Source organism: Pseudomonas sp. R5(2019) (assembly GCF_009905435.1).
In the GTDB taxonomy this organism is placed as follows: domain Bacteria; phylum Pseudomonadota; class Gammaproteobacteria; order Pseudomonadales; family Pseudomonadaceae; genus Aquipseudomonas.
On record NZ_JAAAMT010000015.1, the window covers coordinates 89,650 to 99,573 of the forward strand.

Annotated in this window: 11 protein-coding genes and 1 pseudogene; all 12 read left to right on the forward strand. The window is 62.3% G+C overall.

Features of this window, described 5'->3' with window-relative positions:
* The first annotated feature begins 20 nt into the window (after positions 1–20).
* A complete protein-coding gene (locus tag GUY40_RS12595; RefSeq protein WP_166569297.1) occupies positions 21–362 on the forward strand; it encodes an Hpt domain-containing protein in 342 nt (113 codons plus the stop codon).
* A gap of 91 nt (positions 363–453) precedes the next feature.
* The gene (locus tag GUY40_RS12600; RefSeq protein ID WP_166569272.1) at positions 454–1,728 is read left to right on the forward strand and encodes a flagellar hook-length control protein FliK; all 1,275 of its coding nucleotides are present in this window, start codon (positions 454–456) and stop codon (positions 1,726–1,728) included.
* Between the two features lie 244 nt (positions 1,729–1,972).
* The gene (fliL, locus tag GUY40_RS12605; protein WP_166569273.1) at positions 1,973–2,467 is read left to right on the forward strand and encodes a flagellar basal body-associated protein FliL; all 495 of its coding nucleotides are present in this window, start codon (positions 1,973–1,975) and stop codon (positions 2,465–2,467) included.
* A 9-nt stretch (positions 2,468–2,476) separates the two neighbouring features.
* Complete coding sequence (gene fliM, locus GUY40_RS12610; RefSeq protein WP_166569274.1) at positions 2,477–3,445, forward strand: flagellar motor switch protein FliM; 969 nt, start codon at positions 2,477–2,479, stop codon at positions 3,443–3,445.
* Positions 3,446–3,496: 51 nt separating this feature from the next.
* Positions 3,497–3,973 (forward strand): flagellar motor switch protein FliN, encoded by a 477-nt coding sequence (gene fliN / locus GUY40_RS12615; protein ID WP_166569275.1) that lies wholly within the window; start codon positions 3,497–3,499, stop codon positions 3,971–3,973.
* Positions 3,974–4,402 (forward strand): flagellar biosynthetic protein FliO, encoded by a 429-nt coding sequence (fliO, locus tag GUY40_RS12620; protein ID WP_166569276.1) that lies wholly within the window; start codon positions 3,974–3,976, stop codon positions 4,400–4,402.
* On the forward strand, positions 4,402–5,148 hold the full coding sequence (fliP, locus tag GUY40_RS12625) for a flagellar type III secretion system pore protein FliP (protein ID WP_166569277.1): 747 nt from the start codon (positions 4,402–4,404) through the stop codon (positions 5,146–5,148). The genes fliO and fliP overlap by 1 nt, the downstream gene beginning before the upstream one ends.
* A 2-nt stretch (positions 5,149–5,150) precedes the next feature.
* Positions 5,151–5,420 (forward strand): flagellar biosynthesis protein FliQ, encoded by a 270-nt coding sequence (fliQ, locus tag GUY40_RS12630; protein ID WP_166569278.1) that lies wholly within the window; start codon positions 5,151–5,153, stop codon positions 5,418–5,420.
* A gap of 6 nt (positions 5,421–5,426) precedes the next feature.
* Positions 5,427–6,203, forward strand: a complete 777-nt coding sequence (gene fliR / locus GUY40_RS12635; RefSeq protein ID WP_166569279.1) for a flagellar biosynthetic protein FliR — start codon at positions 5,427–5,429, stop codon at positions 6,201–6,203.
* Position 6,204: 1 nt separating this feature from the next.
* Positions 6,205–7,341 (forward strand): flagellar biosynthesis protein FlhB, encoded by a 1,137-nt coding sequence (gene flhB / locus GUY40_RS12640; RefSeq protein ID WP_166569280.1) that lies wholly within the window; start codon positions 6,205–6,207, stop codon positions 7,339–7,341.
* A gap of 260 nt (positions 7,342–7,601) precedes the next feature.
* Positions 7,602–9,731: a flagellar biosynthesis protein FlhA gene (flhA, locus tag GUY40_RS12645; protein ID WP_166569281.1), complete on the forward strand. Its 2,130-nt coding sequence runs from the start codon at positions 7,602–7,604 to the stop codon at positions 9,729–9,731.
* Positions 9,732–9,742: 11 nt separating this feature from the next.
* Positions 9,743–9,924: pseudogene (gene flhF / locus GUY40_RS12650) on the forward strand (flagellar biosynthesis protein FlhF); the annotation flags it as partial.

The window sequence follows — 9,924 nt, forward strand, 5'->3', positions numbered from 1 at the left end:
GATCAAGGAGTGAGCAAGTGATGAAGCAGCATCTCGATTACGACGTGCTCAGTGCGTTGCAAGAGGTGATGGAAGATGAATATCCGCTGTTGCTGGATACCTTCCTCAAGGATTCGCAAACGCGGATTCAGCAATTGCGCGAGGCTGACACGGCCGAGAAACTGGGCCATGCGGCCCACAGCTTCAAGGGCAGCAGCAGTAATATGGGCGCCTTTGTCCTGGCCGATCTTTGCCACGAGCTGGAAGAGCGGGTCAAGTATCCGCCGTTGTCCGGCATCGAAGACCTGATCAACCGCATCGACCAGGAGTTCAAGGCAATCGATCGCTTGTTCCGCAACGAGCGACTGCGTTTCCCCTGTTAGGTCGCACTGCAGGCGCCAGGCCCAAACCTGGCGCGACTTTTGCTCTACCTCCGCTACTGTGCCGTTCAATCCAGTGCTGCGGAGATCCTTCATGCCCCTCGCGTCCAACCCACTGCTACACACCACGTCGGTGGCCAAGACGCAGGCGACCAGCGTCAACGTGCCGGAGCGTGCGCCGGAAGCGGTCAAGGGCGGGGCTGCCAGCTTCGATCAGCTGCTTGCCCAGCAGTCGGCGAGCAAGGCTCCGCCGCCCACCAATGTCGCGACAAAGCCTGCGCAGGATTCGCCCGTCGACCAGGCACCGAAGGCCGATGAGCCACCCAAGGTTGCCGATAGCGGCAAGGATTTGCCTGCCAAGGCGGCAGCGGACGAAGACGATAGCGTCGATGACAGTGCTGCATCGCAAACCGATCCTGCGGTGGCCGCTCAGGCCACCCCTGCAGCAGAGCCTGCACTGCCGGCACCGGCGCCGACCCTGCCTGAGCCTGCACCGCAGGCATTGACCGATGCTGCCACGCTGGCAGCAGAACAGGCGCAGGCAGCGGCCATGGCCGTCGATAGCGAGTACGATCCCTCCACCGACCCGCTGGCCGATTTGCCGATGGTGCGTTTGGCGCTGGAGCAGAGCGCCCAGGCCCAAGGCGCTGTGTCGGCTCATGCCAGCACAGGCGCCAGTGACCAGACCCAGGCCGAACCGATGCCAGGCCTTATGGCCGGCATTACGTCGCCGGACGAGCAGTCGGCGGCAGACGGCGCCTCCACCGAGTCCGGTGAGCAGGCGTTTGCCGGGCTGCTCGACGAGGGCCTCAAGGACATCAAGGGCGCCGCCAGCGATAGCCGCGTCGACAATTTCGCCGAGCGGTTGCAGGCGCTGTCCCAGGCGGCGCAGGCCAAGCCAGTGGCTGGTTCAGCGGCCGCGGCCGTGCCGCTGAACCAGCCACTGGCCATGCACCAGGGCGGCTGGACGGAAGGCCTGGTCAACCGCGTTATGTACTTGTCCAGCCAGAACCTGAAATCGGCGGATATCCAGCTTCAGCCGGCTGAGCTCGGGCGCCTGGATATCCGCGTCAACCTGTCGCCGGACCAACAGACCCAGATTGCCTTCAGCAGCGGCCATGCCGGGGTTCGCGAAGCCCTGGAAGGCCAGCAGCAGCGCCTGCGCGAACTGTTTGCCCAGCAGGGCTTGAGTGAGCCGCAGGTGAGCGTATCGGACCAGTCGCGTGGCTGGCAGGGCCAGGAGCAGGGGCAGCGCAGCAGTGGCGATGGCAGCCGGGTCGACGGTATTGATTCAACTGACAGCGTTGCAACAGCTGAAGTCAGCAACCCGGTGGTGATCGGTTCCAGCGCGGTGGATTATTACGCTTAGTTGGATTGAGCGACACAAACCCTGTGGGAGCGGATTTATCCGCGAATCCAGACACCGCAGTTTTTCAGGCATTACGCGTCATCGTTCATTCGCGGATAAATCCGCTCCCACAGGGTTTGTGTCGTTCAATGCCTTAACTGACTGGCATTGGGGCAAGCCCGGCTCCTACGGAATCCCCGCTCGCTATTTGGCATAACACTTGCTCCGCCCCCCGTCATGTCTCAATGAGTGACGGATTATTGGCATGGCCAAGAGTGACGCAGTGAAAGACCCCGCCTCAAAAGGCAAACTCAAGCTGATTATCCTGATCGTGGTTGCCCTGCTGCTGGCCATCGGCTTGTCCGTGGGCGCGACCTGGTTTTTCCTGCAAAAAAGCGAGAGCAAGCCTCAGGAAGCGGCCGAGGTGATCCAGGCCAAGCCGGTCGCGCTCTATGAGTCGCTGACCCCGGCCTTTATCGTCAACTTCAACCACGGCGGTCGCCAGCGTTATATGCAGGTCAGCATCACCCTGATGGCCCGCAATCAGCCGGACCTGGACGCCCTCAAAGTGCACATGCCGGTGATCCGCAACAACCTGGTCATGCTGTTCTCCTCGCAACCGTTCGACACCCTGGCGACCCCGGTTGGCCAGGAAATTCTGCGCCAGAAAGCCACTGCCAGCGTGCAGGAAGTGGCGCAAAAAGAAGTGGGCAAGCCGGTGATCGACCAGCTGCTCTTCACCAATTTCGTATTGCAGTAGGAACACGACATGGCCGTGCAGGACCTGCTGTCCCAGGATGAAATCGACGCCCTGTTGCACGGCGTCGACGATGGTTTGGTGCAAACCGAATGCGCGGCCGAGCCCGGCAGCGTCAAAAGCTATGACCTGACCAGCCAGGACCGGATCGTACGGGGCCGGATGCCGACCCTGGAGATGATCAACGAGCGTTTCGCCCGCTACACCCGCATCAGCATGTTCAACCTGCTGCGTCGCTCGGCCGACGTGGCCGTGGGCGGCGTGCAGGTGATGAAGTTTGGTGAGTATGTGCACTCGCTGTACGTACCGACCAGCCTCAACCTGGTCAAGATCAAGCCGCTGCGCGGCACCGCGCTGTTCATCCTCGACGCCAAGCTGGTGTTCAAGCTGGTGGACAACTTCTTCGGCGGCGACGGCCGTCACGCCAAGATCGAAGGGCGGGAGTTCACCCCGACCGAGTTGCGCGTGGTGCGCATGGTGCTGGACCAGGCCTTCAAAGACATGAAGGAAGCCTGGCACGCGATCATGGAAATCAACTTCGAGTACATCAACTCGGAAGTGAACCCGGCCATGGCCAACATCGTTGGCCCCAGCGAAGCCATTGTGGTGTCGACCTTCCATATCGAACTCGATGGCGGTGGCGGCGACCTGCACGTGACCATGCCGTACTCGATGATCGAGCCGGTGCGCGAGATGCTCGATGCCGGTTTCCAGTCCGATCTGGACGACCAGGACGAGCGCTGGAGCAAGGCCCTGCGCGAAGACGTGCTGGACGTCAGCGTCCCGCTGGGCGCCACGGTGGCCCGCCGTCAGCTGAAACTGCGCGACATCCTGCACATGCAGCCGGGCGACGTGATCCCGGTCGAGATGTCGGACGAATTGACCCTGCGCGCCAACGGCGTGCCGGCGTTCAAGGCCAAGCTGGGCTCTCACAAGGGCAACCTGGCCTTGCAAGTGATTGAGCCGATCGTGCGCCGCTGAGCGGCGCCGCGGATTTAACCCTCTCCCAGATGTAATGCCGTCGAGGACACCATGGCGAACGAACACGAAACCATTTCCGCCGAAGACCAGGCGCTCGCCGATGAGTGGGCAGCCGCCCTGAGCGAAACCGGCAGCAGCAGCCAGGCCGATATCGACGCCTTGCTGGCCGCCGACAGCGGCCACTCGCAGGCTTCGTCCAATCGCATGAGCATGGAAGAATTCGGCAGCTCACCGCGTGGCAACAATGACCACAACGTGACCCTGGACGGGCCGAACCTGGATGTGATCCTGGACATTCCGGTGACCATTTCCATGGAAGTGGGCAGCACCGAAATAAACATCCGCAACCTGCTGCAGCTGAACCAGGGCTCGGTGATCGAACTGGACCGGCTGGCGGGCGAGCCGCTCGACGTGTTGGTCAATGGCACCCTGATTGCCCACGGCGAAGTGGTGGTGGTCAACGAGAAGTTCGGCATCCGCCTGACCGACGTGATCAGCCCCAGCGAACGCATCAAGAAGCTGCGCTGAATGAACCGGGCGTGGGCGGTAGGGCTTGCCGGCCTGAGTGCGCAAGCGATGGCGGCGGAACCCGCGGCGTCGATCTCGGCCAGCGGCAGCGTGAGCGGGCAGTTGACCCAGTTGCTGGTCGGTTTGCTGCTGGTGCTGGGGTTGATATTCCTGCTCGCCTGGCTGCTGCGCCGGGTGCAGAACGCCGCGCCGCGCGGGCGCCAGGTGATCGACGTGATCGGTACCCGGGCGCTCGGCCCGCGTGATCGGCTGGTGCTGGTGCAGGTGGGTGAGGAGCAGATCCTGCTCAGCCACACCCCCGGCTCCATCACCGCGCTGCACGTGCTGGCCAAGCCGGTGGCGCCTTCCGATGCCGCCCGGCCCGCCACGCCCGAATTTGCCCAGCGCCTGATGGACCTGTTGGGCAAGGATCATAAGGATAAACCTTGATGTTGCGCTTGCTGTTGACGCTGCTGTTGCTGGCGGCGGCGCCGCTGGCGCTGGCCGCCGACCCGCTGTCGATTCCGGCCATTACCCTGTCCAGCGGGGCCGATGGCCAGCAGGAATATTCGGTCAGCCTGCAAATCCTGCTGATCATGACGGCGCTGAGTTTTATTCCTGCGTTCGTCATGCTGATGACCAGCTTTACCCGGATCATCATTGTCTTCTCGATCCTGCGCCAGGCTCTGGGCCTGCAGCAGACGCCGTCGAACCAGATCCTGACGGGCATGGCGCTGTTCCTGACGATGTTCATCATGGCGCCGGTGTTCGACCGGGTGAACCAGGATGCCCTGCAGCCGTACCTGGCCGAGAAGCTCAGTGCCCGGGATGCACTGGCCAAGGCTGAAGTGCCGATCAAGGACTTCATGCTGGCCCAGACCCGGCAAAGCGATCTGGAGCTGTTTATGCGCCTGTCCAAGCGCACCGACATCGCCAGCCCCGATCAGGCGCCGTTGACCATCCTGGTGCCGGCCTTTGTCACCTCGGAGCTGAAAACCGCCTTCCAGATCGGCTTCATGATCTTCATTCCGTTCCTGATCATCGACCTGGTGGTCGCCAGTGTGCTGATGGCCATGGGCATGATGATGCTGTCGCCGCTGATCATCTCGTTACCGTTCAAAATCATGCTGTTTGTGCTGGTGGACGGCTGGGCGCTGATCATCGGCACCCTGGCCAGCAGTTTCGGAGGTGTTTAGCGATGACGCCTGAAGTTGCCGTCGACCTGTTCCGCGATGCGCTGTGGCTGACCACGCTGATGGTCGCCGTGCTGGTGATCCCGAGCCTGTTGGTGGGGCTGGTGGTGGCGATGTTCCAGGCGGCCACCCAGATCAACGAACAGACCTTGAGCTTTCTGCCGCGGTTGCTGGTCATGCTGGTGACCCTGATCGTCGCCGGGCCCTGGCTGGTACGCACCTTCATGGAATACATCCTGTCGCTCTACGGCAGCATTCCGCAGCTGATCGGGTAAGCGCCGATGCTCGCGCTGACTGACGTACAGATCGGCACCTGGGTGGCCAGCTTCATGCTGCCGCTGTTTCGGGTGGCGGCGGTGCTGATGACCATGCCGATATTTGGCACCACGCTGCTGCCGACGCGGATTCGCCTGTATTTCGCGGTGGCCATCACCGTGGTGATCGTCCCGGGCTTGCCGCCGCTGCCCCAGGTGCATGCGCTGGACCTGAGTACGCTGCTGCTGATTGCCGAGCAGGTGATCATCGGCGCCTTGCTGGGGTTGTCGTTGCAGCTGTTTTTCCAGGCCTTCGTGATTGCCGGGCAGATCGTCGCGATCCAGATGGGCATGGGTTTCGCGTCGATGGTCGACCCGGCCAACGGCGTGTCGGTGGCCGTGATCGGGCAGTTCTTCACCATGCTGGTGACGCTGTTGTTCCTGGCCATGAACGGCCACCTGGTGGTGTTCGAGGTGCTGACCGAGAGCTTCACCACCTTGCCGGTGGGTGGCGGGCTGCTGATCAACCACTTCTGGGACCTGGTCGGGCGCATGGGCTGGGTGCTCGGCGCCGCGTTGCTGCTGGTGTTGCCGGCCATTACCGCGCTGCTGGTGGTCAACATCGCCTTTGGGATCATGACCCGCGCGGCGCCGCAGCTGAACATCTTCTCCATCGGCTTTCCGCTGACCCTGGTGCTGGGCATGTTCATTCTCTGGGTCAGCATGGCCGACATTCTCAACCAGTATCAGCCGCTGGCCTCCGAGGCCTTGCAGTGGCTGCGCGAATTGGCCAGGGCACGCTGAAATGGCAGAGAGCGAAAGCGGGCAGGACAAGACAGAAGACCCCACCGACAAGCGCAAGAAAGACTCCCGCGAGAAGGGTGAGATCGCCCGCTCCAAGGAGCTCAATACGCTGGCGGTGATGATGGCGGGCGCGGGTGGGCTGCTGATCTTCGGTGGTGCGCTGGCCCAGGCGCTGCTGGAGCTGATGCGGCTCAATTTCAGCCTGTCGCGCGAGGTGCTGCTCGATGAGCGCTCCATGGGTATCTTTCTGCTCAACTCCGGCAAGATCGCGCTGCTGGCAAGCCAGCCGGTGTTGCTGCTGCTGTTGCTGGCGGCGCTGATCGGGCCGATCTCGCTGGGCGGCTGGTTGTTTGCCACCGGCAGCCTGGCGCCGAAATTCAGCCGCATGAACCCGCTGTCCGGGCTCAAGCGGATGTTCTCCATGCATGCGCTGACCGAGCTGCTCAAGGCCTTGGCGAAGTTTTTCGTGGTGCTGATCGTGGCGCTGGTGGTGCTGATGTTCGACCGCGACGACTTGTTGGCGATTGCCCATGAACCGCTGGAACTGGCGATTATCCACAGCGTCCAGGTGGTGGGCTGGAGCACCTTGTGGATGGCGTTGGGGTTGTTGTTGATTGCGGCGGTGGACGTGCCCATCCAGCTGTACCAGAGCAAGCAGAAGCTGATGATGACCAAGCAGGAAGTGCGCGACGAGTACAAGGACAGCGAAGGTCGGCCGGAGGTCAAGCAGCGGGTTCGCCAGCTCCAGCGCGAAATGGCCCAGCGGCGGATGATGGCCGCGGTGCCCGAGGCCGATGTGGTCATCACCAACCCGACCCACTATGCCGTGGCGCTCAAGTACGACGCTGAAAAGGGCGGGGCGCCGATCCTGCTGGCCAAGGGCAGCGACTTCCTGGCCCTGAAAATCCGCGAAATCGCCACTCGGCACCAGATCCAGTTGCTGGAATCACCGGCGCTGGCGCGGTCGATCTACTACTCCACCGAGGTTGAACAGGAAATCCCGGCGGGGCTGTACCTGGCGGTGGCGCAGGTGCTGGCGTACGTCTACCAGATCCGTCAGTACAGGGCGGGCAAGGGCAAGCGGCCGGATCCGCTGAAGGATTTGCCGATTCCGTCAGACCTTCGTCGCGATTCCTGAGCCATACGGTGTGGGAGATTCTATGGTCTATGGCAAGCCGGTATCGGCCTCGTGGGAGCGGATTTATCCGCGAATAGTTTCACCGCGGTGGCACTGACATACCGCGGTGAAACTATTCGCGGATAAATCCGCTCCCACATTTTCCCGCTCCGCATCCGTGAATAGCCGCACCACCGTCGAAAGTTGGAAAGCTTCTTGCAATGCCAGCGCTGCGCCCGCTCTGGCGTCAAAAGTTTGCTTGAAGCTCACGAGGAAAACCGGTGGATCGTACCCAGCTAATCAATGCCGCGCGCAGCAACCTGACTGGCCTCGGGCGGGGCAATCTGGGGGTGCCGCTGTTGCTGCTGGTGATGCTGGCGATGATGATGTTGCCGGTGCCGCCGTTTTTGCTCGACGTGTTCTTCACCTTCAACCTCGCCTTGTCCATCGTCGTCCTGCTGGTCTGTGTGTACGCCCTGCGGCCACTGGATTTCGCGGTGTTTCCGACCATCCTGCTGGTGGCGACCCTGCTGCGCCTGGCGTTGAACGTGGCGTCGACCCGGGTGGTCATGCTTCACGGCCACGAAGGCCACGCCGCCGCCGGCAAGGTGATCCAGGCCTTCGGCGAGGTGGTGATCGGCGGTAACTACGTGGTCGGTATCGTGGTGTTCGCGATTCTGATGATCATCAACTTCGTGGTGGTCACCAAGGGTGCCGGGCGTATTTCCGAGGTGAGCGCGCGTTTTACCCTCGACGCCATGCCCGGCAAACAAATGGCGATCGACGCCGACCTCAACGCCGGCCTGATCGACCAGGCCCAGGCCAAGGCCCGCCGTTCGGAGGTGGCCCAGGAGGCCGAGTTCTACGGCTCCATGGACGGTGCCAGCAAGTTCGTGCGTGGCGATGCCATTGCCGGTCTGTTGATTCTGTTCATCAACCTGATCGGTGGCATGGCCATCGGTATCTTCCAGCACAGCATGAGCTTCTCCGAGGCCGGCAAGGTCTACGCCTTGTTGACCATCGGTGACGGTTTGGTGGCGCAATTGCCATCACTGCTGTTGTCCACCGCGGCGGCAATCATGGTGACCCGTGCCTCGGGCTCCGAAGACATGGGCAAGCAAATCAACCGGCAGATGTTCGACTCGCCCAAGGCGCTGGCGGTGTCGGCCGGCCTGATGCTGGTCATGGGCCTGGTGCCGGGCATGCCGCACTTCTCGTTCATTTCGCTGGCCATGGTCGCCGGCGGCATTGCCTACCTGGTCTGGCGCAAGCAGAACCAGCAGAAGGTCCAGGCGCTGCAGGAAGTCCAGCGCCAGCAGGATTTGCTGCCCTCGCCCCAGCGAGCCCAGGAAACCAAAGAGCTGGGCTGGGATGACGTGACCCCGATCGACATGATCGGCCTGGAAGTCGGTTACCGGCTGATTCCGCTGGTGGACCGCAACCAGGGCGGGCAATTGCTCGCGCGAATCAAGGGCGTGCGCAAGAAGCTCTCCCAGGACCTGGGCTTTCTCATGCCCACGGTGCATATCCGCGACAACCTTGACCTGGCGCCCAGTGCCTACCGTCTGACGCTGATGGGCGTGATCCTCGCCGAAGCCGAGATCTACCCGGACCGGGAGCTGGCGATCAACCCCGGCCAGGTCTATGGCACCCTCAGCGGCATCACCGCCAAAGACCCGGCCTTTGGCCTGGAAGCGGTGTGGATCGAATTCAGCCAGCGCAGTCAGGCGCAGACTCTGGGTTACACCGTGGTCGATGCCAGTACCGTGGTTGCCACGCACTTGAACCAGATCCTGCACAAGCATTGCCATGAGCTGATCGGCCACGAAGAAGTCCAGCAGCTGTTGCAAGTACTGGCCAAGGGCTCGCCCAAGCTGGCCGAAGAGCTGGTGCCCGGCATCCTGTCGCTGTCCGGTTTGCTCAAGGTGTTGCAGGCGCTGCTGGCCGAACAGGTGCCGGTGCGCGATATCCGCAGCATCGCCGAGGCGATCGCGAACAACGCCAACAAGAGTCAAGATACTGCCGCGATGGTGGCGGCGGTGCGCGTCGGATTGTGTCGCGCCATCGTGCAAAGCATTGTGGGGATTGAGTCCGAGCTACCCGTGATCACCCTTGAGCCAAGGTTGGAACAAATTTTGCTCAATAGTTTGCAACGCGCCGGACAAGGTCAGGAAGAAGCAGTTCTCCTGGAGCCGAGCATGGCCGAAAAGCTTCAGCGTTCGTTGATCGAAGCTGCTCAGCGTCAGGAGATGCAGGGGCAGCCGGCGATCCTGCTGGTCGCAGGACCGGTCAGGGCGATGCTGTCGCGCTTCGGCCGTCTGGCGGTACCGAATTTGCACGTGCTGGCGTATCAGGAAATACCCGACAACAAGCAAGTCACCATCGTTGCAACAGTAGGGCCCAACGGCTGAGGTAACGGGTTATGCAAGTTAAGCGTTTTTTCGCCGCCGACATGCGCCAAGCGATGAAACTGGTTCGCGATGAGCTGGGGGCCGACGCCGCCATCATCGGCAACCGGCGGATTGCTGGCGGTGTCGAGCTGACGGCGGCGCTCGACTACAAGTTGTCGGCGCTGGCACCGAGCGTGCCGAACGTCGAACTCGA